Origin of the sequence: Methylocystis sp. JR02, assembly GCF_030063565.1 — a bacterium.
Taxonomy (GTDB): Bacteria; Pseudomonadota; Alphaproteobacteria; order Rhizobiales; family Beijerinckiaceae; genus Methylocystis; species Methylocystis iwaonis.
On the sequence record NZ_JASIRC010000001.1, the window covers coordinates 2,710,425 to 2,734,132 of the forward strand.

Below are 23,708 nucleotides of genomic sequence, written 5' to 3' on the forward strand. Positions count from 1 at the left end.
ATCGGCTACAATGTCAATGAGTAGCAGTAGGATTTGATGATGTTCGTTCCTGATGTATTGGCGGTTATGAAGTTGACGAAGTTGGTGAGCGCCGTGTCGTCTGCTGAAGTGCGGGCCGAATTGACGATTTTTATGCCGTATTGAGAGATTTGGCTGTGTGGGTACGTTGTGTCGTTGTACGGATAGGTATGGTGGTATCCGCCCGGCTGGGTGAAGGTTTTCACGCCGCCCACGAGCTTGCAGATGGCGGATTGGTGCACGAAGCCATAGGCGTAGGCGCCGTCGTTGATCGCTGAATATGTTTGGCCGATATTTGATTTCGTGAATACATGGGCCGTGCCTGACGGAGGGTAGGCGCTTCCGGGCGTCCATGTAATGGACCACGGGCTCGCGCTGAGCACTTGGGCCGCAGCGGTTCCATAAGGCGCCTTGTTCGGATCAGCGAGCACAATATCCACCGGGATCGGGCTTGGCAGACCAGCGCTAATATCGACTGTCTTGGACCAAAGCTCGAGCTCGCCGACGGAGTAGAGAAACGGGCTTCCGATCACGAGCGAGGGATAGCTCGTCGCGAGCGTCTGCGGGCGCGACTGATCAGCCGACAAGAACAAATCATATGCGACCGTGTGATTGATAATCTGAGTCTGCAGATTGCCAGATGAATCAGACGCATACGTTACGGAGACACTTGGATACAACTGCGTGAACACATTGATGAGTTGCGCCAATGTCGCGGTGAAGTTGGCCGCAACCGCCACTTTGATGCTTGCCGCATGTGCGTAAGGACTCGCCAGAGTCGTAAAAACGAAAGCGGATAGCGCCGCCGCCTTGAGCTTCATTGAGGACATAACTGTTTTCCTTCTCAGCAATTCGGAATGAGGCGTTCTTGGTGAATAGGGCTCTCGATGAGATGGTCGCTCCCATCTTCTTTCTGCGCCCTACACTCTTCTTATTGGGCGGCGCTCGGCAGTTTGTAACAATGATCTTGAAGGGCTGTTGCCTTTGCGCTGGTCAGAAAATTGACGAAGGCGGTCAGCGCTGTTTCCTGATCGGCGCTGCGCGTGCGCGCGATCTTTATGCCCGCCAACACGATGTCGGTCACATAATTCTGCCCAAGCACATATTCGTGATGGAAGCTGCCCGGCTCATATGCTTCGACGCCCGTAGCGGCGGTGCAGATTTGCGATTTTCCGGTAAAGCCGTAAGCCGTTCCCATATATTCGACCCGCGCATAGGAACCGCCCGCGTCGGCCGTTTTGATGGGCAGTTTTTTGGAAAGCGCATAAAGATATTCGGCTCCCATGGCTTGAACCGCAGCCACGCCATAAGGATCGAGAGTGGCAGGATCCGGCACGGAAAAAGCCTGCATCTGAAGTGGAATCCCCGCACTGACATCGACGGTCGTCGAATAGAGGACGAGCGTATCCTTCGCGAAGGGAAAGGGTTCCCCTGAGACGAGGGAAGGATGAAGGTATTTCAAGCTCGCAGGAACAAGATAGGACTGGGCCAACAGCAGATCATACGGGCCCGTGGCGCCGCCGGCGACAATGGCGTCTTTCGAGAGACTATCCGGCGCGCCGACGACGGCGACGTTATACGTCGGGTTTGCATTTACGAAATCCGCGACGAGATCAACGATGGCGGGTGCCGCCGTCGGCGTCACAGCGACTGTGATCGTCGTCGCGGCTTTGGCGTTGGCGCAGGACAAGGCGAAAGCGGCGGCGCCAATTGCGAGGCGTACGAGTTTTTCTTTCAGCATCAACATATCCTTCAAATTTTCACGCCCGAGTTTGCAGTTCGACGCTGGCGTCGAACGCCGATCGACGGACGCGATCGTCCGTCACAACAAACGGCCGCCTCGGATCGAAGCGCTCGCGTGTCGATGGTTGAAACGCAAAGTGTTGGGGGCATCGGAATGCCGTCGGCCGGGAGTTGGCGGCTACCTGAGAGGCGCCGATCCCAGCGCACAGTAGAGCACGCCTATCCTATTGGTTTTGCTATCCTGCACTCATCTCACAGCCCCCTAAATCGCGCGCGCCCTCACACAACATTAATGTGGACGCCGCCATCGCGATCGACCTGCATTTATATCTTAACATTATATAACGAATAGCAGTGATCAAGATCGAAAATTGTGCTGCAACTGCGTACGGCGCGAGCCTGACCGCAAAAATTATAGGCTTTGCAGATAACTTTTCTGTCGATATATATTTTTGTTATATCGCTAGCAACCCGCTAAGCTGTTGTTTTGTCATTTGGAGTTTCAGATGACCCGTTCCGTCGCCGCTCGATGCGCGGCCATCCAAATGTTCCGGGCATCCTCGAGTGGAAGAGCGTCGCTATCGGCGCAGCGCCGGAGACGATTGCTTTTCTCCACGGCTGCGGCGTGCGCGCTGACGACCGCTCCTCACGCCGCTCTTGCCAATCCTCTCGACGGGCAAGTCGTATCAGGGCAGGTCGATATTGCCTCTGCGGGCAATCTGATGACCATCAATCAATATACGCTCGCCGCGATCGTCAATTGGCGCAGCTTCTCCATCGCGCCCGGCGAGATCGTGAACTTCAATCAGCCGACGCCCTATTCGACAATTCTCAATCGTGTGGTGGGCAACGAAAGAAGCGTCATCGAAGGCGCAATGCACGCTAACGGCCAGGTCTTCATCGTCAATTCCGCAGGGATTCTTTTTTCGAAGGACGCACAGGTCAATGTCGGCGGACTCGTCGCCTCGACGCTCGACATTTCCAACGCCGACTTCAATGCCGGCAAATATGTCTTCGCCGGTAGCTCCAAGGAATCGGTCATCAATCACGGGGCGATCACCGCCAATCCGGGCGGCTATGTCGCGCTGCTTGGAAACAACGTCTCGAACGAGGGTGTGATCGAAGCGACGCTCGGAACAGTGGCCCTCGCTTCGGGCGATAATGTCACCCTCAATTTTGGCGGCAATTCGCTTGTGGACGTCACAGTCAACAAAGGGACGTTGAACGCGCTTGTCGAAAACAAGGGCGTCATCAAAGCCGACGGCGGGCGCGTCGTGCTCACCGCGCGCGCCGCGGACGCTTTGCTCTCCGCGCAGGTCAACAACACCGGGGTGATTCAGGCGCGTACGATGGCGGGCCTCATGGGCGGGCCGTCGCGCACCGGCGTCATCAAGCTTGCCGCGATCGGCGGGAAGGTTCGCGTCAGCGGTCGCCTGGACGCCTCGGCGCCACAGGGCGGCAATGGCGGAAAGATCGTGACCCAAGGCAGCAAAGTGACGGTTGCGCCAGACGCCGACGTCACGACAAGCGCGCCATCGGGGCGACCAGGGGATTGGATCATCAATTCGCATGGCTTCAAGATCGGGCAGAATGGCGACATCGGCGGCGCGCAGCTCGCGACCCTGTTGGGGCTGAATAATGTTACGATCCGTTCCGTCGGAACGGGAAGCGAGGGAGACATCAGCGTCTCGGACGCCGTCGCATGGTCGGCCTCGACAAATCTCACGTTAGACGCCGCGAGAAACATCGACATCGCCTCGTCGCTCACGGCGACAGGCGCTTCCGCAAATCTCGCGCTGCAATTTGGCGGGGACTATGTCTTCAAAAACGCCGCCAGCTCCATTTCACTCACCGGGCAGAACGCCTGGCTGACGATCAATGGGCAATCATACCAGTTGATCAACACAATCGCCGAGCTGGCGGCCTTGGCGGATAATCCGGACGCCATTGCGTCAGGGTTCTACGCGCTCAACAGCGACATCGACGCGGGAAGCAGAGTTTTCGGCGGGCCTGTGATTTACACGCTGAGCGGCACGCTTGCCGGGATGGGCCATTCGATCCGCAATCTGACAATCGCCGATGATAGCGGCAACAATCCCAACGCTTTAATCGGGACGGCCAACGACTCGGCGGTGGTACGTGATCTGACGCTCGTCAATACCCATGTCCTAGTTGGCCTTGCAGACCCGCGAGCCGCCGGCAATGCGGCCGCGCTCGTCTCTTGGAACCAGGGCCTGATCAGCAATTCCTACGCCTACGGCGGATATATTTCGGGTTCGTCCCGCGTCGGTGGACTGGTCTCTTCGAATTTCGGTTCTATCATCAATTCCGGAACGGATATCTCCGTTGCCGGAAGGGATTCTATCGGCGGTTTGGTCGCCAACAATTTCATGTTCGGCATTATCAATAATTCTTTCGCAAACGGATTTATTTTCGCGGGCTCGCCTTCGACCACATTTGGGGGGTTGGTCAATGCAGGAGACGCGGGCGGCCTCGTTGGCATCAACGCCGGCGCCATTTCGGATTCGCGCGCTAATGTCGCGATAACGACCTATAACGCCCAACACACCGGCGGGCTCGTCGGATACAATATGAACATCGGTTTTGGGTTGCCGGGCGGCGAAATCAAAAACTCGTCGGCAACCGGCTGGATAAACGCAACCTGGCAATACCCGCTTGGCGGCGACTCGCATACCGCTATCGGGGGGCTGGTCGGGTACAACTGGGGCGGCGTTATTAGCGACGGCTTCGCAAAAGTCGATATTACTCTGAATAGTATTGCTGGATCGCCTTTCCCTATCAGCGCCGTAGGCGGGCTCGTCGGCGTAAATGATTTCGCCCTAGACGAGACTGGCGGCGTCATCACCAGATCAGTTTCGCTGTCCAATATCTACAACGACGGATGGGTCAATAACATAGGCGGGCTCGTTGGAGTTGCATTCGCCGGCTCCATCACCGACAATTACGCTGCGGGACAGGTCACGTCCGGCGTAGATGTCGTGCCCTACGGCGCCGGCGGCTTGATCGGCAACACGGGGGGAGTTGCGACTTTAAGCGGCAATAGTTGGGATATCGCCGCCACCGGCCAAACCTCTGGCTTCGGAGCAATCCCCGCGCAGCAGCCGACGTCCGGCGCCACCGGGCTCGGCGATCCCAATTCCGCGCCGCCCTGGGCGATTGCAACGCCCGGCTCTCCGACCATATCGACTCAGGTCGCGCTCAACGCCGAGCAGCTCGGAACCGTCATCTCGACGACGAATACGGCGCAGCAGGCGGCCTCGCCCCCATCCCGCGGGATGGCTGCCGCCGGCGTCGCCGCCGTCAGCTCGATGGCGTCTCCTACACTGAATAGCCAAGTCGACATCAAGGAAACGCCGCGTGAGGCGCCGTCGCAATCGACGTCACGCGCGCCCGCGAGAGTCTCGTCGCTCGGTAGCGGCGCGAGAGCCGCGTCACGTGGATCCGCCGCAGCGGAAGACGCGCGGGCGCATCGACAGGCGGGTCCGCAAACGGCGGCGAAACCGGCCGCATCGAAGCCGAAGGCCGCCGACTACGGCGCAGCGATCCAGAGCATCGAAGTCGACGGCAAGCGGTTCAATCTCCAGGACCGCGCCCCCGGCGCCCCGAACAAGCCCGCGCAACAGCGTTAATTTCTATCAGGCGTATCGAGAAAATGAGAAGAGTTCTTCAGCTTGCAAGCGCCATTGGCGCACTCCAGACCGCCTTTGGCTCCCTCACGACGGCACAAGCGCAGGAGGCCGGCCCCTTCATTCCCTATACGCTCGGCGACGCGGTGCGCTCGGCTGAATCCGCCCGGCGCGAGGCCCCGCCGCCCCATCGGCCGGACATCGAGACGCCCGAGACCGCAGAGCCTCGTTTCAGCATGCGGGACGGCGCGACGATCTTTATTCGGCGCATTACGATCGACGGTCCCGATCTGGTGGGCGCGCAGAATATTCGCGACGCCCTGGAGCGCTATGAAAATCGCAAATTGACGCTTGGACAGATTTACGAAGCCGCAGACAAAATCACCAATCTCTACAGGGCCAAGGGATATATCGTCGCAAAAACCTACGTGCCGGAGCAGGACGCGCGCAATGGCCAATTGAAATTGAAAGTGATCCCCGGCCGCTATGGCGCGGTCAAAGTCGACAACAACTCGCTGGTGCGAACCGATTATCTGCAAACCATGATCGATCGCGCGCTAGCCGGGTCGCCTTTCATTCGCAAGGAAGAACTCGAACGGGCGATGCTGCTGAACGCCGACCTCCCTGGCGCCGGCGCGCCGCGGATTTCGATTGCCCCGGGACAACAGCCGGAAACCTCCGACTTTATCTTCAGCCCGCCGGAGGACCGCCAGATCGAAGGCTACCTTCTTGCCGATAATTACGGTTCTCCTTACACAGGGCGAATCCGAACCAGCGGCGCTGTCACGCTGAATTCGCCGACGGGATATGGCGATCGATTATCGGCTTTCGGCATCGTGTCGGAACGCGGAGGATTGGTGAACGGGCGGCTGGCCTATGCGCCGCCGCCGGCCTTTGGCGGCCTGCGCGGCGAAGTCAGCGTTTTCGAGACAGTCTATAAGCTCGGCGGCGTTTACAACAATGCGCAGGCCTGGGGCGAAGCGAATGGCGTCGCGGCGAATCTCGTTTATCCGCTCAAGCGCCAGAGGGACGAGAGCATTTATCTATTCTCGAACTTCACGCACAAATATCTTAACGACAAGGTGCTCGGCGTCTCGACGGCCTACCGCTACATCGAGGTTGGGACGATCGGCGTCAATCATGACATGTTCGGCTCCTTTCTCGACTTGCCCTATGTGACCAACGCGTCGCTCTCGGGTTCTTTCGGCTTCGTGCGTTTCCCCAACACCGAGGAGCGCCGCGCCAATCAGGCTGGCATCGGCACGGCGGGCTCCTATGGTCGCATAAATCTCAGCGTCAACGGCACGCTGGCGATAACGCCGCTTGTATCGGCGTCCCTCGCGTTTCGGGCGCAAAAAGCCATCGGCCGGAATCTTGATTCCAGCGAGAAACTGAGCTTGACCGGCTATTTCGGCGTCAGATCTTTCGACGAAGGCATGGCGGGAGACAGCGGTTTCGTCACCACGCCCGAGGTCAGATATGCTTTGCCGACGATCGAGCGCTACCAACACTCGATCGGAGCCTTCTCGGATATTGGCGTGGTATGGCTCGAAAACCCATCTTACACGATCACGCAGAAGGCCTGTTCGCCGTTGAGCGACGTCGGAGCCGGCTATTACGGCTCATATGATTTGCCGAGCTTCGATGAAGCCTCGCCCCTGCGCACTCTGTTTTTGAAGGCGCAGGTCGCGCATTCCCTTGGCTGGAACGAGATCGCGCCCAGCTACAACAGATACACAAAAGGCTTGTTTCAAGTTGGCGTGACCTTCTGAAAAACTCGTTTCGTCGTTAGATTTTCAACCGCATGACTGGACCAAAATGGACATCGAACTCATCTCCAAACTCGTCGACGTCGGCGTCATCGGATTGCTTGCGGCGCTGAGCGTGACCATCGTCGCGATCGGGCTGGAGCGCTTCTTCTATTTTCGGGCTATTCGCCTCGAGACATTCCGCAATGCAAAGGCGCTGGAGCTGGCGCTGACGCAGCGATTGCACATCGTGGGCCTCGTCGCCGCGAATGCGCCCTATATCGGGCTGCTCGGCACTGTCCTCGGGATCATGGCGACATTCTACAGCATGGGCCTCGACGGGTCCGCTGACGCGAATAAAATCATGGCGAGCCTTGGCCTTGCGCTAAAGGCCACCGCGGCCGGACTCGTTGTCGCGCTTATCGCGGTTACTCTCCACAATGCGCTGACCCGCCGCGTCAAAGTCCTAACGATCGAGTGGGAGATCGCCAATGGATGACAAATCGTTCGAAACGATCAATGTGGTTCCGCTAGTCGATATCATGCTCGTGCTTTTGACGATCGTTCTGACCACCGCATCCTTCATCTCAGCCGGGCGAATTCCTGTCTCCTTGCCTCAGGCGTCGAAACCCGACTACGAAAAGCGCAAGGATACGATTATCGAAATCGCGTCGGGCGGCGAAATATATTTCGAGGGCGAAGCCGTTTCGGCCGCCACTCTTGAATCGCGTCTCGCCGACAAGGGGAGCCAGACACCCGTTCTTGTGCGCGCCGACCGTGGATCAAAGTTCCAGAGCTTCGTCGATGTCGCCGATGTTCTGAAGCGGCTCAAAATTACCAGGGTCGGGATTCAGACCGAAAACAGCGCCAAATAACATTCCGAAATCATCTTTTCCTGTCACAAGATCAAAAATGGCAAACCACGCGCAATTCAGCATCTTTCACGGAATCGCAGGATCGCTGGCGGTTCATTCCTTCGCTTTGCTCGTTCTATGGGGCGCCGTTGGACAGACGTCCCCCGAGATAGACGATACATTGCTGGTCGAATTCAATGGCGTCGACTCCGACGTTCAGGCCGAAGAGAAACACAAGCGGCAGAATGCGGGATCTGGCGGCGCGGTCGAAGCGCAGAACGCCAAGCAGGAGAAGACGGAAGAGAAAGCCGAGAAAAAAGTTGCAGACGACGAAGCGCTTCCGGAGCGGATAAAAGACGCGGTTCCGGACAAGATAAAAAAGGAGGAGGAGCAGGCCGCAGCCGCCGCCAAAGCGAGTGCTTCCGCTCAGCAAGCCGGTCGCGACGTGGAAGGGATCGAAAACGAGCAACATGCGCAAATCATCCAACGACGCACCGACGCCGAGATGAATGTGCTGAAAGCCTATATCCGAAACCTGTCGAAAAAGATTCAAACGAAACTTCTTTATCCGAAAGAAGCCCGGCATTCCGGTTTGCAGGGCGTGACGACTGTTTCTTTCAGGATCAAGGGGGATGGAACGATGCATCCGGATTCGCTGAAGATCGTCGCCAGCAGCGGACGAGCGGAGCTCGATATCAGCGCGCTCGATACTGTTCGCGCCTGCGCGCCATTCTCCGCGCCCCCAAAGGATGTCACGGTTACAATGGCGGTGACTTACGCGCGCAAGCGTTGATCTGATTGCCTTGTCATTCGAAGGCCCGATCGGGAATCCAGAGCCCGAAAAGCGTTGGCCAGGCTTCCGGATCGCACGCTGCGCGAGCGTCGGGACGATCAATGCGAGCGCCCACCGCGTTGGTCGGGCCGGACTTGCGCTGCTTGCGCCGAGCCACCCCTTCACGAGAAATTAACGAATGGATTTCTGTTTAGTCTTATTTTCAGGGGAAGGCCCGGGTCAGCAATCGGAAAGGGAGCTATGGCGGAGCGACGAGAGCCGGCCCCGGGCGCGACAAATTGCGTCCTCTGGATCTCCTTCTTTACCGTTCTCGCGGGGTTCTTCTGGCCGGGCGCCCTTGGCGCCGTCTCCATGGGGCTCGCATATGCCGGCGCGCTTCACCTCGCCGTGCTCGCTTATGAGGACATCGCCGGGGCGAAGTTCCACGAGACCATGAGCCCGGAAGAGTTCGAACATTATTGCGCCTGCGTCCTTCGCGAGCGGAAATGGGACGCCCGCGTCACGCAATTCAGCGGCGATCAAGGCGTCGACATCGTAGCGGAGAAGCGCGGCATGCGCATTGTGCTCCAATGCAAGAAATACGCGAAGCCGGTCGGCAATCGGGCGGTCCAAGAGATCGTCGCGGGCATCGCGCATCAAAATGCTCAAAGAGGCGTCGTCGTCACGACCAGCGGTTACACCTCCTCCGCGCTGAAGCTGGCGGCCTCGAACCAGGTGCTGCTGCTCCACCATACGGATCTTCCAAGGATCGACAGGCTATTGGTTGGATGAGACCCCAGATGCGCAACGCGTGCGGAACAAGAGAGACAAAATAATTATCGCGTCGCTCGACAGGAGCCGTTCACGATCTAACTGGCGGGGTCTCAAAGCGCGTGTAGGAGGCCCAAATGTATTGCTCGAGATCACGGAACCTGACGGCGGCCCTTTGCGCCGCAGCCGCTGTTTCTGCCGCGCCAGCGCCGTCATTCGCCGGCGTCATGAGCGTCACCGGCAAAGACGCGATAAGCCTCTCGCAACCTGCGGAACAGATCCACTGGCGCGCATATCAACACCGGCATCACCGCTGGCATATGGGCTGGCGCTATGGCGGGCCGCGTTATCGCTACGGCATGTATCCCGGGTGGACGACGGCGCCGGCGGCGTATGGCTCGGCATATCCCACGGGAATGTATGGGTCCGCATACCCCGGCTGTGCGACGCCTGGATATTACGGCTATGCGGGCGACGGCCTGTTCGGCCTCGGCGCTCCTGGCGGCGGCTTGTTCGGCTTGGGCCTCGGCCCGCTTTGAGCGACGCCTGACGCAAGCGCGCGCTCCGTCTTATGAGATCCACTTGATGGGTTCGGCGTCATTCCCGACGCTCGCAAAGCGAACGATCGGGAATCCAGAGCAAAACCGGCGCTTTTGTGGCTCTGGATTCCCGGTCGGGCTTTCAGCCCGCCGGGAATGATAAATCCCCATCGAGCGGTTCAAATGGAAATGGCGTCAGACAGAAACGCCCCGCCGTCAAATCGAGTCGGGGCGTTCGCCGCGACGCCCGAACTCCCGCCGCGAGAAGAGAAGCTCCGGAAGCTCGCCGAACTCGCGCGCGAGACGCCGGAACGCGAGATAGGGCAGCAGCGCCAGAAACATCAACACGGCGGTGGCGGCTGCTTGGGCAATGGCGCCGCCGGCAATTTCGCCCAGTGGCGCTTTTGCGCCGCGTGCGTGAAGATAGCCCACGATCAACCCTTCCGCGACGGACAACAGAAAAAGCGCGAGAGCGAAATAAAGCGCCTTTTTCGCCGTCCAGGCCAGCAGCGTCTCGCCCCTGGCGTCGCGCTGTGCGGAATTCAGCGTCAGCATCAATTTGCCGAGGATCAACGCCTTTGCCACGGCGACGCCAAAGGGCGCGAATTCTACGCCGCCGCCGCGCAAAACGGTCGCCCTATAAATCAGGACTGCACAAAACCAGACCAGCAGATAGCCGGATATGGCCAGATAGGAAATCAGCTCGGGGTGGGAGCGCCACGCGCGGCTCGCTGGCGCCTTGCCGCCGCCTTGCCCAGCGCCCTGCGCTGTCGCCGCGAATTGCGGCAGGCCGCGCGCGTCGGTCCATTCGGGCATGCCGGGCGCCCAGACGAGAAGCGGCCGTTTCCCCTTGCCGAGGCGTGCGGCAATTTCCCTTGCGCCGACCGGCCCGAAGGTTTCGCCGCCTTCCGCATAATACCAAATGTCCGCCATACGCCGCCTCGCCGCTTTTGCTCGTCACCTATCTAGCGACAAGGCCACGGTCGACCACAAATGCGGCTAATCTTTTGGCGTTGCCCCAGCCTGCGGCGGAAAATCCAAAATCCCGCTGGTGTAGGTCTCGTGGACTTCGGAGAAGGGCTTCTGATCCTGCCCGTATAGGACCGCCGTGTGTTCGAAGATGTCGTGGGGCAGCGGCAGCGCGCCCTCCCCGGATTGGGCGCTCTGCGGCGTCAGTTCCCAGCCCTCGGGCAAGGGCGACCAGCGCATCTTCATGTCGATCGTGCGGCGAAAAGGCTGCAAAGGCGCGACGGCCTTTCCAAAGGGCGTATCCGTCGTCTCGAGCGTCCTGTTCATGTCCTCGGACAGACGGCCAGGCACATACCAATTATCCGCCTCCGAGAGCACATGGGCGCCGCAGCTCAATTGAACGCGCCGGTATTTGACCGGCTCCGATAGATCGACGCGCAGCCGCTGGCGCGTCTCGTCGCTCGGCGGCTTGTCGGCGCCAGAGACGCGTGTCGCGACGATTTTGGGCTCGAGGGCCATTTTGTGGTCCGCGCACCATCTCTCCAGGGTCATCGTGGCGCTGCGGCTCGCGAGCAAGGAGGCGTTCAGCGTCTGGATCAGGGCGAGAACCTCGACGCGCGATAAAAAGCCCTCGGGCCAGCGCTGCTCGGCCCCGGCGACTGGGCTAACAAGGAGCGCCGCGGCCAGCGCCATCGATCTTGAAAAAATACGCTCCGCCATCCATCCGCCCTTCTTTGTCGTCGGGCGGATTTTACAAGCCAATCACGGAAAAGTTGACCTGCCTTATGCCGGAAATCGAAAGGCGCTCATCCAGCACCCTGGGCCGTCGCATCCAACCCCAGCAGGGTGGAGAGTTCCGCGAGCGTGGATTTCTCCTTTTCGCTCATCCTGATGCCGCCAAAGCCGAGGAAAGTGTCTTCGAGACCCGCTTCCGCCACGACGCGGGCGATCTTGATCAGCCACTCCTTGAAAGGCCGCGCATGCTCGCCAGCCTTCGCGTCGAGTATCGCCCTCGTATCCTTCAAGGCGTCGAGCGCACGGTGCTTTATATCTTCGAGCGCGGCGCCTTGCGCGACCGTGCGCACCCCTTCGCGCGCGTCGGCGCGGCCGTTCGCGGTCAGAAGCTCCTCGGCGACCGCCTTTATCAGCTCGTCACCCGGCTGCGTTCTTGCCTCGGCGAGAGAGCGCGCGGCGGCGAATGCCTCCTGGAGCAAGCCGACAAAGCCGCTGGGGTCGGCCGCGCTGACCGCGTAGCCTGCGAGCAAGGGAGCCTGCACCAGCTTTTTCCATTCGACAGGCGCGAAATCCGACTTGCTCGTCATTGGCCTTGCTCCGCTCTTCGGCCTTGCTCTGCTCTTCGCTTCTCCCAGATAGAACGCGCGCCTCGTGCGACAATCGCGCTTTCAAGCGAAACAGGCGGTGAAGCGGCCTTCTGCTATTGGCGCGCGACAGTCAAGCCGGCGTCGCGCGCAGGCGACGCCGATCCCTGCGCCTTGGGCTTCCCCGACTCCGCCCGATGGATTGCCGGCACTTCCATGAGCATCAGCGTGGCTCCGGCCGCAAGCGACGCGAAGAGTATCGACAGGATGATGGCGTTGGAAATCTGAGGGCGGATCATTCCTCAGATTTGAGCGAGAGACGCGCCACTTGCAATCGACCACTTTGACGCACCCTCGCACCGCCGTCTCGAAGATTATTTTTCAGGCTTGCATCCATGCGTAGAAGCTCGATGCGCGAGCTTCGTCAGGGTGGCGCCATCGAAAGCGCCGTCGCGTGGTTCTTTCCCTCCGTCGGCTTTACCCAGAAAATGCCTCAACCGTCTGGCATGAAATAAGCACACAGCACGAAGCGCCGCGAAGCGACGTAAGGGAGAATCCCCATGGTCCGCAAGGTTGGGGCCGACGACCCCATCATGGTCGTCTCTGAAAACGCGCGCGCCCGCAAGCCCGCGCCTTTGCGACAATATCCGCAAGCCGTTGTGGTCTCTGCATTTGCGTCGGACAGACGCGCCGGCTGGAGCAACCCGAGACGCTCGACTCGTCTGATCGATCTCGAGCGGCGTGCAAGATTCGCACGTGTCGAAAGCGTTTAAAATGAGCACATGCGGCGCCGAAACGCAAAGCAGGCTGCGCAGGAATGCGTCACAGAGACGACGAGCACGTCACACATCGAGATCGCGATAGACCGCCACCTCGCGTTCGCGCGCGATGCGCGCGTCTTCCCCCGCCCGCACGCCCCGCCACACGTCGAACATCATGATAAGGGTCGTGAGGAGCCCGGTCGTCTTGCCGATAATGAAGCCGAAGGGGAAAATAATGCGCTCTGGCGCCAGGATGAACTGCGCGCCGAGGAAGATCGTTGCAGCGTCCAGGAAATAGGCGGGCCGGTAGAGCGATTTCTCCTTCCAGGCGCTGCGCGCGTAATGGCGAGAATGCTTTTTCACGGCCTTGTTGTAATGCGGATTCGAGAAGAGGCCCCAGAAACGCCGCTTTGGCGGCAACGCATTCGGCCCCGCGATGAGCGCCTTCAGTAGCGACTTGATCTCGAAATGCGCAACGGCGACGAGCAGGACATTTGTGGCGACGAGCGCGGCCTTCAACTGCGGGGCTGAAATGTAAAGCTGCGCCCCGATGTCGACGAAGAGAAGCTGCGTCGCGGCATTCAGCACGAAAGCCGAGCGATGGAAGGCGGCGCGATTGATGCTCTGAATCTTCTCGTCGAAGAAGGCGAGGCCCGGCTTGCTCCTGACGAGAATATGGAGCGTCAGCCGCTCCTCTTCGTCGAGCGCCCAGCGCTTGCCGAGCTCATCGATCGTCTCCCCCGGCGAGCCGCCCTTGGGGATTTTGAAGGTGACCTTCGCGACAAAGGCCGACAGGCGGGACAGAAAGCCCCGCGCCGCCGCGTAATGCGACGTCACTGCGCCAAGAAGCTTCTCGGGTTCGGACGCCATCTTGCCCTTTCCAGCGCGGCAACGCGCAGCCGGGGCCGGATGCGCAAGTCGCTGGAAATTTATGCGGCTTCACAGGTGTTCCGCAAGAGCGGGATCGCCCCGGCTCAGTGTCCGCCGGAGTCCGCCGCCCGCGCCGCCTCGAACAGGAACCAGGTCCGCTTTTCCGTCTCGTCGAGATATTGCTCGATCAGGCTAGAGGTCGCGACATCGTCCCAATCGTCGCAGACGCCATGCGCTTCGCGCATCGATTTGGCGATGGAGATGTTATCGTTCATGAGCTCGACGAGCATCTCGTAAGGGGAGACGAAATCCTTCTGATTTTCGCGCAAGGACGCGAGTTCGAGAATCTGCCCGAGGGATTTCAGCGTGGGCTGGCCGAGCTTGCGCACGCGCTCCGCCAAAGGGTCGATCGACTCCAATATTTGTTCGCTCTGCTCATCGAGCATTTCGTGAAAGTCGCGAAAATTCGGCCCGCTGACGTGCCAGTGGAAGTTCTTGGTCTTCACATAGAGCACATAGGCGTCCGCCACGAGCCGGTTGATGCTGTCGGCGAGCGTGGCCGTCGCTTCCGGCGAAAGGTCGCTTGGCGTGTTGAGGGCCGCCCGTTCGGTGTCGCGGCTCTCGGGAATATTCATGGTCATTGCGGCCTCCTTCGAGCGGGCCTCCAGCGTTACGCGACGAACGCGCGCTCGCCTTCATTGTTCCAGCCGCAGCCGCGCCTTAAGCGACGCGACTGGCCTTTCGCTGGAAGAACAGCGCCTGGCTGATCGTCGCCTTCACCGTATCCACCTTATAAGGCTTGCTGATGAGGAAGGCGGGCTCGGGCCGCTCGCCCGTCAACAGCCGCTCGGGGAAGGCGGTGATGAAGATCACCGGGCAGTCGAAGCTCTGCAGCAATTCGTTCACCGCATTGAGGCCGGAGCTGCCGTCGGCGAGCTGAATATCCGCAAGGATCAAGCCCGGGTGACGTCCCTTCGCGAGCTCGACCGCCTCCTTGTGCGTGCGGGCGATGCCGATCACGTGATGCCCCAGATCGCGTGCGATGAATTCGATGTCCTGCGCAATCAGCGCCTCGTCCTCGATGATGAGCACGTCGGTGGCGACCCGCTCGGCGATCTCGCGCCCGGCTTGCGCGATCAACGCCTCGACTTCCTCTGGCGTGACCGACATGATGTCGGCGACGTCCTCGGTTGAAAATCCCTCGACCGTACGGAGCAAAAAAGCCTGGCGTGAGCGTGGCGTCAGCAGGCTGACATTACGCTGCGCTGCGGAAATATCGTCCTCGGGACGGTCCTCGACATTCAAGGCGATCGACGACCAGCTCCTCATGAAAAGATGATAGAGCCCAACCTTCGCCGACATGTTGGAGGGGAAGGAATCGATGTCCGCAACGAGCGCTTCGAGCGTCGCGACGACATAAGCGTCGCCGCTTTTTTGCGACCCGCACAAAGCGCGCGCGAAGCGACGCAGATAGGGAAGATGCGGAGCGATCTCGCGTGAGATGTTCATGACGACACCTTGCGGTCTTGTGAGAGGCTGTCAGCGCGGTTGAGCATTACGTCGCGTCGAACTAGAAATCCACAACTTCCATCCGGAACGAATGCGCCGTCCCCGGGTTGCCTAAATAGGCGCCTGAAGCGAGGGCGCTTCGCCAAAGCCTCCACCAGTTGGGCGAGCGATCTCGGGACGATAGATGACGCAGGGCAACGAAAAAGAGGAGAGAAAGACCTTGGCGCCACAGGAGACGGCCGACCTGGGTCAGGTTGACGGCGACCAGGTCGACGGCGTGGAGACGGCCTTTCTTGAGCCTCATATCCAGGATCAATTGGGGCGTGTGCTGCGCTCATTCTGCGACGACCTGATCCACCAGCCAATTCCGGACAAATTCGTCATGCTGCTCGCCCAGCTCGAAGCCATACAGCGCGAGAAGAAATGACCAACGCGACCTTTGGAGAGCAAATGGTGGCGCAGATCCCTTATCTGCGCGCCTTCGCCATCTCGCTCTCGGGCTCATATAGCGTGGCGGACGACCTCGTCCAGGACACGCTTGTGAAGGCCTGGTCGCATGCCGACAGTTTCGAGCCCGGCACGAATTTTCGCGCCTGGCTCGTGACGATTTTACGCAACACTTATTTCTCGCAGTACCGCAAGCGCTCGCGCGAAGTGCAGGATAGCGACAACGTCCTTGCGGAGCAGATTCCGGTGAAAGGCGGGCAGGAATCCAACGTCACGATGCAGGACGTGCAGAAGGCGCTGGACAAGCTTGCGCCGGAGCATCGCGAAATCCTGCTCATGATCGGCATCACGGAATTGTCCTACGAAGAAGCGGCGCAGGTCTGCAATATCGCGGTGGGAACGGTGAAGAGCAGGCTCAATCGCGCACGCGCCAAGCTTGCGGAGCATCTCGGGCTCAACGGGACACATGAGATCGATTCGGACCCGACCATGACGGGCATCGCCGCGCGAAAAAACACGAAGGCGCTCTGAAATCGGTTCAAAAAAACTCTCAGGCGCAGGCAGATCCGTGGAACTCGGCGAAGACTTCGCCAGTTTCAGCATCTGCCCGGCAACTTTCGTGCAGCCTAGAAAACGCGCGGGCGCAAACGCTCGGGGGCAAATGCAAATCTGCCCGTTTTGGCGCGGAGTGATTAGTGGTCGAACAAGACCTCGTTCGAATCCTCGGATTCGCCCTTTCAGCCGACATTTCCCTTGGCCCGAGGGGCAATAATACGCTAGCGGCGGAAGTGCGCCCGCTAGCGCAAGCAGAGCTTATCTCCGCCTATGGGCAAGTCATCATCGTTGCGCTGGCGATTGCTTTCGTCGCAGCGCTCCTCGCGCTTTATCGTCTCGACTCTGCTCGGCGGCGGCAGGCGGCGGCGACCCACCGGCTTGCGGAATTGGCGCATCGCCTGAAAGCCGGCGAGCTGCCGGCCTGGGCCGCGACCGGCGTCCCCGACATCGACGACATCGCGCGCACCCTCGATCAATTCGAACAGAGGCTGCGCCGCAAGCGCGCGCTGCTGAGCCGGCTCAACGAAGAGCTGATCAAAGGCGATGGCGCCGCCAACGCGCCCAACGGCTTCAACAACAGGCTCCGGGCGGTCATCGACGCGCTTCCGGTCGGCGTGCTGATCGCGGAAGCGCCGAGCGGCCGCATCCTCGAAGGCAATTCGGCGCTCGAGGCCATCCGGCGGGGGCCTGTGATCTATTCGGAAGGACTGGGCCATTATCGGCACTGGGTCGCCGTGCATGAGAGCGGCGAGCCCGTCCAGGAGAGCGAATATCCCCTCGCCCGCGCCCTCGCCGGGGAAAATCGGCCGACGCTCGAATGCCGGCATCAGCGCGCGGACGGCACCTGGGCGTGGATCAACATTGTCGGCGCGCCGATCCGCGACGCAAGCGGCAAGATCATCGCCGCCATCATCGCCATTACCGACATCGACGAGATCAAAAGCGCCGAGGAACACCGGCGCATCATGAACCTCGAGCTGCACCATCGGGTGAACAACTCGTTGGCGATGATCCAGGGCGTCGCCAACATCACCGCTCGCACGGCGACGGATTTCGCCAGCTTTCGAAACAGCTTTTCCGATCGTATCCAGTGCCTCAGCCGTCTCTCGACCTTGCTGGTCAAAAAATCCTGGGCGGAGACGCCCATGAAAGAGCTGGTGATGACGGCGCTCGCCTATGATTCGCTCGCCATCCGCGATCGCATCTCCATCTTCGGCGAAGACGTCGCGCTGCGCTCGGAAGTCGCGCTGGCCCTGGGCATGGCGCTGCACGAGCTTCTCTCCAATGCCGAGCAGCACGGCGCGCTATCGGGGGAAGAAGGGCATGTGGTCGTCGACTGGCGGATTTCCGACGATGAAGGCCGGCGGTTGCTGATCATTTGGAAGGAGCAAGGCGGGCCGTCGGTTGCGAACCCGCAACATTCAGGCGTCGGTCTCTATTTGATGAAGACGGTCCTCGCCCGGCAGTTCGGCGGCGACATCGACATCGCCTTCGAGCCCGATGGCTTGCGCGCCACGATCACGGCGGAAGTTTAGAGAACGCCCTGCTTCGCTCGATCATGGCAAAGCTGACACACACTTTTTGGAGTCTCCCCACTGGGCGAGAGGTTCGAAGCCTCCAATTCCCCGGTTCTGTGAAACGCGCAGGGGAGTTTAAGAATGCCCGGGCCCAAAAGCTGGCGCAACGCCATATTTGGAATCCTCGTCATTTGGCTCGCCACTTTTGCCTGGGCCAACCGTTTCGTCCCGGCGGATTCGCCGTATTTTCATAAAAACCGCTATACCGGCGCGCAATGCCACAGGGGCGTCGAGTGCTGGGCGCCGCGATCCGTCACAAGCTGGGCGGCGCAAGCGCGGTGACGTTCATTCTGGCGAAAGCTTCAATTTGGACAAAAGCGCCTCGATGATGGGGCGCTGGCCCTTTGTAATTTTCTCCAGCGCTTCCTGGGGCGTGAACCAGCCCGCTCTGTCGATCTCGGGAATGTCGATCATGCGCCCCGATTTCGGCGGCCATTCGATCTTGCAGTCATTGCTTTGGACGCAAGAGAGTTCGATGTCTCCCTCGAGCACAAAGGCGGCGACCAGCTTGCCGCTGGGCTGCTTGAAGACGCCGAGAGGCGTCAGCTCGCCGGTCAGCGCCACGCCCGTTTCTTCGGCGAATTCACGCTTGGCGGCGTTTTTCGGATCTTCCCCTTCGCCAATCTCCCCTTTCGGGATCGACCAGGCGCCGTCGTCCTTTCTCGCCCAGAAAGGCCCTCCGGGGTGGACCAGGAAGACGTCGACCCCATGGGCGCTACGCCGGTAAAGGAGGACGCCTGCGCTGCGTTTTGGCATAACTCTCTCTCCCACGCCGAATAGCAGGCGTCAGACTTCGGCCGCATTCGTCGACAAACAGTCTCCCCGCCCAGAATAACGAGCGGAGAGACGAAAGCGCATGAGGAAATGGTCCAGCTTGCCCTTCAAGGCGCTCGTCGCCCTCGCCGTGACGGCGCCGGGGACGGCCCTTGCAAGCCCCCTCGATCGCGGGCCGGTCGCGGATTTTCTGACCATCTTCCGTCAGCAGTCGATCCCCAAGCAGCTCGTGCAGTGGCGTCACCCGGAATATAAGGCGGGAACCGTCGTCATTTCGACCAAGGAACGGCGGCTGTACTATGTGCTCGGCGGCGGCCAGGCGATCGAATATGGCGTCGGCGTCGGTCGCGAGGGCTTCACCTGGTCGGGCGTGAAAACGGTCTCGCGAAAGCGCGAATGGCCAGACTGGCGCCCGCCCGCGCCCATGCTGAAACGCCGCCCCGACCTGCCGCGCTATATGGCGGGCGGCATGGAGAATCCGCTCGGCGCCCGGGCGCTCTATCTCGGCTCCAGCGACTATCGCATCCATGGTTCCAACGAGCCGGATACGATCGGCGCGGCCGTGTCCTCCGGCTGCATCCGCATGACCAATAACGACGTGATCGACCTCTATTCGCGCGTGAAGGTCGGCACGAAGGTCGTGGTTCTCCGCTAGATTATCGAACCGCGGCCTTCTGGCTCGCCTCGATCCGCAGCCGCGCCTGCATGGCCTCTCCAGAGCGATGGAAGCGGACCTCGATCTCGCTTCCCGCCGGGCTGGCGCCGAGAAAGGCGCGTAGCTGCGCGGGCGTCGTGATCGCCCTTCCGTCGACGGCGGTGACGACGTCGCCTTTGCGAAGCCCTGCGAGCGCGGCGGAAGACGCCGGCTCCACCGTGACGATCTCGGCGCCCGCGCCATTCCCCGAAGGCGAGCGGATCGAAACGCCGATATGGCCGCGACGCACCTCCCCGCTTTCCACAAGCTGCGCCATGATGCGGCGCGCCATGTCGATGGGGATGGCGAAGCCGATGCCATGACTGGCGCCGGATTTCGACAGAATGGCGGTGTTGAGGCCGACGAGGCGCCCGTCGAGCGTCACCAGCGCGCCGCCGGAATTGCCCGGATTGATGGAGGCGTCGGTCTGGATGAAATCCTCATAGCCTTCGATCCCAAGTCCCGCGCGGCCGATCGCCGACACGATCCCCGAGGTCACCGTCTGCCCGAGGCCGAACGGATTCCCGACGGCGAGAACGAAATCGCCGACCTCCAGCGTCCGGCTGTCGCCCATCGGAACGGCGGCAAGATTATCCGCCTTGATTTTCAGCACGGCGATATCCGTGGCTTTGTCGCGGCCCACGAGTTGGGCGCGAAAACGGCGGCCGTCCTTCGTTGTCGCTTCGATGACGGAGGCGCCGCGGACGACATGCTCATTGGTGAGGATGAGCCCGGCCTCGGCGTCGACGATGACGCCCGAACCTGCGGATGTGGTTTCGCGCTTGAGATGGGTGTTGGGAATCTCGAAAAACTCTTGCAGCACCGGGTCGACGACCGTCGGCACCTCGACCGATTCGATCCGCTTCGTCGCGATGTTGACGACGCCCGGCGTCACCGCGCGAACGACGGACGCAGCGGAAGCCTTTGGCCCCGAAGGCAGCGCGCCGGCGGAAAGCGGCGTCGGGCAGGCGAGAAGACACAAGAGAGCGAAACGTCGAATCATGGCCCTCAAACTCTTGAATGCACTCGGCGGAAAGATGGCGCGGGCCAAAGAATCCAGGCGGCGCCTGTGCTTATGGTAAATGCGCGGCTTCTGCGCTCCCGGGCTCTTGGGAAGCGCTCTTCCTTAGTCACTTCAATCGGGGAAATCAGCACTCGCCCGCATACGCTGCTAATAGTTTGTTTTTACGCCTGTTTCTGGCGCAAGAGTTGCTTTCGTTAACCTGTCGCTCCTAATTTTTTAAGAGTGTCTTCCGTTGAAAAGGAGACGGGAATGGCGTCCAGGGACTTCCGCTTGCAGATGCAGGGCTACGGTCTGACGACAGCGAATATTTTCTATGGCCTGCCGGACCATCCGAGGATCATCCAAAGCTACATCTGGCAGGAATATGATCTGCACCCGCATTTTCCCGAGCTGAGGAAATTCCTGGATTTTTGGACGAGGAGCCTCGACGGGCCGCTCCATGGCGTGACGGTGGCGCATGCCCAGCTCATCACGCCTGCGGAGATGCGGCTGGTGGACGGCGAGTTTCATGTGCACTGACCGCGCCGCCGTTCGTCCTTGCCAATGAATTAAACGTCTCTCCTGCGCCTATGTCCTGAAACAGGAAGCAACGGACAGATGAGGGACAAACACAGTCCGAATCGGCAGCGCGCGAAAACCGCCGCCGATTCGCTAATATATGCTTTCTACCGAGGCCGCTGGCGAAAATGGCGGCTTTGATGCAAGAATGCCGCGCCATTGTTGGCGTAGGGAAGAAACGACATGAAAAAGGAAACGATCAACGGCGCGACGCTCGCTGTCGCGGCGGTCGCAATTGCGCTCGCCGGAACCGCCCCGGCCGCGAAGGCCGAGACGACGACTGCGAGAGTTCACTGCCTGGGCGCCAATAGCTGCAAGGGCAAGAGCGATTGCCATTCGCCCAAAAACGCCTGCAAGGGCATGAACTCCTGCAAGGGCAAGGGCTGGGTCTATATGGAATCGGCCCAGGCCTGCGAAGCGGCCGGCGGCAAGACGCTCGACTGAGCCTCTTGACGAAGAAGTCGCCAGGGCCGGGCACAGCGCCCGGCCCGGCGCTTTCAGCCGGCCTTGTCGACCAAGGCGATCAAGCCTTTGAGCAGCGCCACGGGGTCGGGCGGGCAGCCGCGAATGTGGAGATCGACCGGAACGACCTGCGAGACAGCGCCCACACAGGCGTAGCTGCCGGCAAAAACGCCGCCGTCGAAAGCGCAATCGCCCACTGCGACGACCCATTTGGGATCGGGCGTCGCATTATAGGTGCGCTCCAGCGCCTCTTTCATATTCTTGGTCACGGGCCCAGTGACGAGCAGAACGTCGGCGTGCCGAGGCGACGCCACGAATCGCAGACCGAAGCGCTCGAGATCGTAAAAGGCGTTGCTCAGCGCATGAATCTCGAGCTCGCAGCCGTTGCAGGAGCCGGCGTCGACCTCGCGGATCGCGAGACTGCGGCCGAGCTTCTCGCGGGCGGCTCTTTCCAGCGCCTGTCCGAGCTCGGCGAGCATCGCGTCTTCGGGCCGGGGCGGCGGCTCGGTCAGCGCGCCGCGCAAAAGCCCTTGGAAGAGAAATTTCTGCATGGGTGCGAGCCGCTTACAGGTCGTGCCCCGAATAGGAGCAGTTGAAGGATTTATTGCAGAGCGGGAAATCCGCGACGATGTTTCCCTTGATCGCGGCTTCGAGCAGCGGCCATTGGAACCAGGACGGGTCGCGCAGATGCGCCCGCTCGATCCGGCCGTCGGCCGCAAGGCGCAGCCAGACGAAAATATCGCCGCGGAACCCTTCCACGAGCGCTGCGCCCTCGGCCCCGCCCGGCGCCGCGCAGAGATCGGCTTGGATGGGGCCATGGGGGAGGCGATCGAGGATTTGCTCGATGATCTCGACCGACGCTCTCACCTCGTCGAAGCGCACCCACACGCGCGCATCGACGTCGCCGCCAGTCGACTCGCCGAGCTCGAAGGAGAGCGCGTCATAGGGCGCGTAGCCGATGGTGGCGCGGGCGTCGAAGCGGCGGCCAGAGGCGCGGCCGATAAAGCCCCCGCAAGCATATTGGCTGGCGAGCTCGGCGCTCAGCACGCCGGTCGCCACGGTGCGGTCCTGCAGCGAGGTCGTATCGCCATAGAGCGCCACGAGACGCGGCACCATCACGCCGATCTTTTCCAGCAGCGAGCGCAGCGTCGTCATGCCCTCTTCCGACAGATCCACGGCGACGCCGCCGGGCGTGATGCGGTCCATCATCAGCCGATGGCCGAAACAGGCGGAGGCCGCCCTCAGCAGCTTTTCGCGAACCAGCCCGCATTGCGCGAGCATCAGCGCAAAGGCGGCGTCGTTGCAGATCGCGCCGATGTCGCCGAAGTGATTGGCGAGGCGCTCGATTTCCGCCATCAAAGCGCGCAGCCACACAGCCCGCGGCGGCGGCTCGACGCCATAAGCGGCCTCGACGGCGCGCGCGAAGGCGAAACTATACGCCACGGTGCTGTCGCCGGAGACGCGCGCGGCGAGCTTCGCCGCCTTGTCGAGCGGCGCGCCCGCCATGAGGCTGTCGACGCCCTTGTGCACGAAGCCTAGCCGCTCCTCGAGCCGCACCACCACCTCGCCATTGCAGGAGAAACGGAAATGGCCGGGCTCGATGATGCCCGCATGCACCGGGCCGACAGGAATCTGATGCAGCGGCGCGCCTTCGGCCGGCGAGAATTGATAAGCGTCGCTCGCCGTCTCGATCTGCGCCGCCTCCCCGTCGGGATGACGAAGGCCCCAGCGGCCGTGATCGAGCCAATGGCGCGTGTCGGGCGATCCTTCGGGCGTGAGCCCGTAAAGATCGGCGATCGTGCGTTCCTGCCTCAGCGCCGGCGGGTGCCGCACGCCGACCGAGGGAAAGCGGCCTTGCGGGCAGTCGAGCGAGACGAGCCGAATCTTTGGCGTCGCCCGGTTGACGATCGCCATGAACACATGAGCGCCGTCGCTCCATAGGCTGAGAAGATCGGCCTTGCGGCCGGCGATCTCTTCAATTGCTGTACGCCAGCCCGCGTCGTCGACCGTCTCGCGCGCCCAGGGGCGGCAGGACGCAGCGGGCGCAGGAGCCGTGCTGTTCGGGTCCTCAGGGGTGAAGAGCATTTGCATGTCCCT

At 61.1% G+C, this 23,708-nt stretch carries 26 protein-coding genes; 13 read left to right on the plus strand and 13 right to left on the minus strand.

Annotated features, from left to right (window positions below; translation table 11 throughout):
- Window positions 1-5: 5 nt before the first annotated feature.
- A complete protein-coding gene (modA, locus tag QNA11_RS12960; protein WP_281930171.1) occupies window positions 6-848 on the minus strand; it encodes a molybdate ABC transporter substrate-binding protein in 843 nt (280 codons plus the stop codon).
- 101 nt (window positions 849-949) lie between these two features.
- The gene (locus QNA11_RS12965) at window positions 950-1,759 is read right to left on the minus strand and encodes a molybdate ABC transporter substrate-binding protein (RefSeq protein WP_283483348.1); all 810 of its coding nucleotides are present in this window, start codon (window positions 1,757-1,759) and stop codon (window positions 950-952) included.
- A 604-nt stretch (window positions 1,760-2,363) separates the two neighbouring features.
- Here QNA11_RS12965 and QNA11_RS12970 point away from each other — a divergent pair.
- The 7 genes from QNA11_RS12970 (at window position 2,364) to QNA11_RS13000 (ending at window position 10,092) form a co-directional block, all read left to right on the plus strand.
- Window positions 2,364-5,411 carry a two-partner secretion domain-containing protein gene (locus QNA11_RS12970; protein ID WP_283483349.1) on the plus strand — a complete coding sequence of 1,016 codons (3,048 nt, stop codon included), beginning with the start codon at window positions 2,364-2,366 and terminating at the stop codon, window positions 5,409-5,411.
- A gap of 23 nt (window positions 5,412-5,434) precedes the next feature.
- The gene (locus QNA11_RS12975) at window positions 5,435-7,180 is read left to right on the plus strand and encodes a ShlB/FhaC/HecB family hemolysin secretion/activation protein (RefSeq protein ID WP_283483350.1); all 1,746 of its coding nucleotides are present in this window, start codon (window positions 5,435-5,437) and stop codon (window positions 7,178-7,180) included.
- Window positions 7,181-7,226: 46 nt separating this feature from the next.
- Window positions 7,227-7,655, plus strand: coding sequence for a MotA/TolQ/ExbB proton channel family protein (locus QNA11_RS12980; RefSeq protein ID WP_281930165.1), 429 nt, complete (start codon window positions 7,227-7,229; stop codon window positions 7,653-7,655).
- Window positions 7,648-8,031: an ExbD/TolR family protein gene (locus QNA11_RS12985; protein ID WP_283483351.1), complete on the plus strand. Its 384-nt coding sequence runs from the start codon at window positions 7,648-7,650 to the stop codon at window positions 8,029-8,031. Before QNA11_RS12980 ends, QNA11_RS12985 begins: the two co-directional genes overlap by 8 nt.
- Before the next feature lie 37 nt (window positions 8,032-8,068).
- A complete protein-coding gene (locus QNA11_RS12990; RefSeq protein ID WP_283483352.1) occupies window positions 8,069-8,803 on the plus strand; it encodes a TonB family protein in 735 nt (244 codons plus the stop codon).
- Between the two features lie 240 nt (window positions 8,804-9,043).
- Window positions 9,044-9,574 carry a restriction endonuclease gene (locus QNA11_RS12995; RefSeq protein WP_283483353.1) on the plus strand — a complete coding sequence of 177 codons (531 nt, stop codon included), beginning with the start codon at window positions 9,044-9,046 and terminating at the stop codon, window positions 9,572-9,574.
- 116 nt (window positions 9,575-9,690) lie between these two features.
- Window positions 9,691-10,092, plus strand: coding sequence for a hypothetical protein (locus QNA11_RS13000; RefSeq protein WP_283483354.1), 402 nt, complete (start codon window positions 9,691-9,693; stop codon window positions 10,090-10,092).
- A gap of 216 nt (window positions 10,093-10,308) precedes the next feature.
- Here the strand turns inward: QNA11_RS13000 and QNA11_RS13005 are convergent, their stop codons facing one another.
- From QNA11_RS13005 to QNA11_RS13035, 7 genes are all read right to left on the minus strand, one after another.
- Window positions 10,309-11,025: a DUF4339 domain-containing protein gene (locus QNA11_RS13005; RefSeq protein WP_283483355.1), complete on the minus strand. Its 717-nt coding sequence runs from the start codon at window positions 11,023-11,025 to the stop codon at window positions 10,309-10,311.
- 66 nt (window positions 11,026-11,091) lie between these two features.
- Window positions 11,092-11,781, minus strand: a complete 690-nt coding sequence (locus QNA11_RS13010; protein WP_283483356.1) for a hypothetical protein — start codon at window positions 11,779-11,781, stop codon at window positions 11,092-11,094.
- Between the two features lie 86 nt (window positions 11,782-11,867).
- Window positions 11,868-12,383: a hypothetical protein gene (locus tag QNA11_RS13015; RefSeq protein ID WP_283483357.1), complete on the minus strand. Its 516-nt coding sequence runs from the start codon at window positions 12,381-12,383 to the stop codon at window positions 11,868-11,870.
- Window positions 12,384-12,496: 113 nt separating this feature from the next.
- Window positions 12,497-12,679 (minus strand): hypothetical protein, encoded by a 183-nt coding sequence (locus QNA11_RS13020; RefSeq protein WP_283483358.1) that lies wholly within the window; start codon window positions 12,677-12,679, stop codon window positions 12,497-12,499.
- A gap of 543 nt (window positions 12,680-13,222) precedes the next feature.
- On the minus strand, window positions 13,223-14,011 hold the full coding sequence (locus QNA11_RS13025) for a hypothetical protein (protein ID WP_283483359.1): 789 nt from the start codon (window positions 14,009-14,011) through the stop codon (window positions 13,223-13,225).
- 104 nt (window positions 14,012-14,115) lie between these two features.
- Window positions 14,116-14,652: a Dps family protein gene (locus QNA11_RS13030; protein ID WP_283483360.1), complete on the minus strand. Its 537-nt coding sequence runs from the start codon at window positions 14,650-14,652 to the stop codon at window positions 14,116-14,118.
- 79 nt (window positions 14,653-14,731) lie between these two features.
- Complete coding sequence (locus tag QNA11_RS13035) at window positions 14,732-15,520, minus strand: response regulator (RefSeq protein ID WP_202070712.1); 789 nt, start codon at window positions 15,518-15,520, stop codon at window positions 14,732-14,734.
- A 184-nt stretch (window positions 15,521-15,704) separates the two neighbouring features.
- On the opposite strand from QNA11_RS13035, the gene QNA11_RS13040 reads away from it, so the two are divergent.
- The 3 genes from QNA11_RS13040 to QNA11_RS13050 all read left to right on the plus strand — a co-directional run bounded on the left by QNA11_RS13040 (window position 15,705) and on the right by QNA11_RS13050 (window position 18,057).
- Window positions 15,705-15,947, plus strand: coding sequence for a NepR family anti-sigma factor (locus QNA11_RS13040; RefSeq protein ID WP_202070713.1), 243 nt, complete (start codon window positions 15,705-15,707; stop codon window positions 15,945-15,947).
- Entirely contained in the window at window positions 15,944-16,498 is a 555-nt protein-coding gene (locus tag QNA11_RS13045; protein ID WP_202070714.1) for a sigma-70 family RNA polymerase sigma factor, read from the plus strand. Before QNA11_RS13040 ends, QNA11_RS13045 begins: the two co-directional genes overlap by 4 nt.
- Before the next feature lie 164 nt (window positions 16,499-16,662).
- Window positions 16,663-18,057 (plus strand): HWE histidine kinase domain-containing protein, encoded by a 1,395-nt coding sequence (locus QNA11_RS13050; RefSeq protein WP_283483361.1) that lies wholly within the window; start codon window positions 16,663-16,665, stop codon window positions 18,055-18,057.
- A gap of 327 nt (window positions 18,058-18,384) precedes the next feature.
- Here QNA11_RS13050 and QNA11_RS13055 read toward each other — a convergent pair whose 3' ends face one another.
- A complete protein-coding gene (locus QNA11_RS13055; RefSeq protein ID WP_283483362.1) occupies window positions 18,385-18,855 on the minus strand; it encodes an NUDIX hydrolase in 471 nt (156 codons plus the stop codon).
- Between the two features lie 100 nt (window positions 18,856-18,955).
- Here QNA11_RS13055 and QNA11_RS13060 point away from each other — a divergent pair, with 100 nt between their 5' ends.
- A complete protein-coding gene (locus tag QNA11_RS13060) occupies window positions 18,956-19,528 on the plus strand; it encodes a L,D-transpeptidase (RefSeq protein ID WP_283483363.1) in 573 nt (190 codons plus the stop codon).
- Between the two features lies 1 nt (window position 19,529).
- Here QNA11_RS13060 and QNA11_RS13065 read toward each other — a convergent pair whose 3' ends face one another.
- Window positions 19,530-20,570: a S1C family serine protease gene (locus tag QNA11_RS13065; RefSeq protein WP_283483364.1), complete on the minus strand. Its 1,041-nt coding sequence runs from the start codon at window positions 20,568-20,570 to the stop codon at window positions 19,530-19,532.
- A 270-nt stretch (window positions 20,571-20,840) separates the two neighbouring features.
- On the opposite strand from QNA11_RS13065, the gene QNA11_RS13070 reads away from it, so the two are divergent.
- Together QNA11_RS13070 and bufA2 are read left to right on the plus strand one after the other, a co-directional pair.
- The gene (locus QNA11_RS13070; RefSeq protein ID WP_283483365.1) at window positions 20,841-21,110 is read left to right on the plus strand and encodes an usg protein; all 270 of its coding nucleotides are present in this window, start codon (window positions 20,841-20,843) and stop codon (window positions 21,108-21,110) included.
- A gap of 222 nt (window positions 21,111-21,332) precedes the next feature.
- Window positions 21,333-21,593, plus strand: coding sequence for a BufA2 family periplasmic bufferin-type metallophore (gene bufA2, locus QNA11_RS13075; protein WP_202070719.1), 261 nt, complete (start codon window positions 21,333-21,335; stop codon window positions 21,591-21,593).
- A gap of 53 nt (window positions 21,594-21,646) precedes the next feature.
- Here bufA2 and QNA11_RS13080 read toward each other — a convergent pair whose 3' ends face one another.
- A complete protein-coding gene (locus tag QNA11_RS13080; protein WP_281930133.1) occupies window positions 21,647-22,162 on the minus strand; it encodes an NADH-quinone oxidoreductase subunit B family protein in 516 nt (171 codons plus the stop codon).
- Between the two features lie 13 nt (window positions 22,163-22,175).
- A complete protein-coding gene (locus tag QNA11_RS13085; protein ID WP_283483366.1) occupies window positions 22,176-23,696 on the minus strand; it encodes a hydrogenase large subunit in 1,521 nt (506 codons plus the stop codon).
- Window positions 23,697-23,708 lie beyond the last annotated feature (12 nt).